The organism is Paenarthrobacter aurescens (genome assembly GCF_025421775.1).
GTDB lineage: Bacteria > Actinomycetota > Actinomycetes > Actinomycetales > Micrococcaceae > Arthrobacter > Arthrobacter aurescens_B.
Window position 1 is genome coordinate 1 of the sequence record NZ_JAOEFX010000421.1, and the last position, 260, is coordinate 260.

Here is a 260-nt window from a genome sequence, read left to right on the forward strand (position 1 = left end):
CGCCTTCCACTGGCGGTACGTGCCCCACAGGCCGGCCTCGTAGCCCTTCGCCTCCGCCTCGCCCCACAGGATGACGGTGTTGATGCCGCGGTAGCCGCTGCGGCTCGTGACGTTCATGGGCAGGCTCGTCGGCGCGCCGGCGTCGCGCCTGCGGTGCCAGGGCATGCGCCAGTCCTTCCCCTTGGCGGTCCCGGCCTCGATCGCCGCCACGATGCGGTCGGTGATGCGCCGGTAGGTGTCGGCCCGGTTGGTCGTGCTGG

Annotated in this window: 1 protein-coding gene; it reads right to left on the bottom strand. The window is 72.7% G+C overall.

The window, feature by feature from the left end:
• Positions 1–260 (bottom strand): ArdC family protein (locus N7568_RS24195; protein WP_261612220.1); only part of this gene is annotated, 260 nt, incomplete at both ends.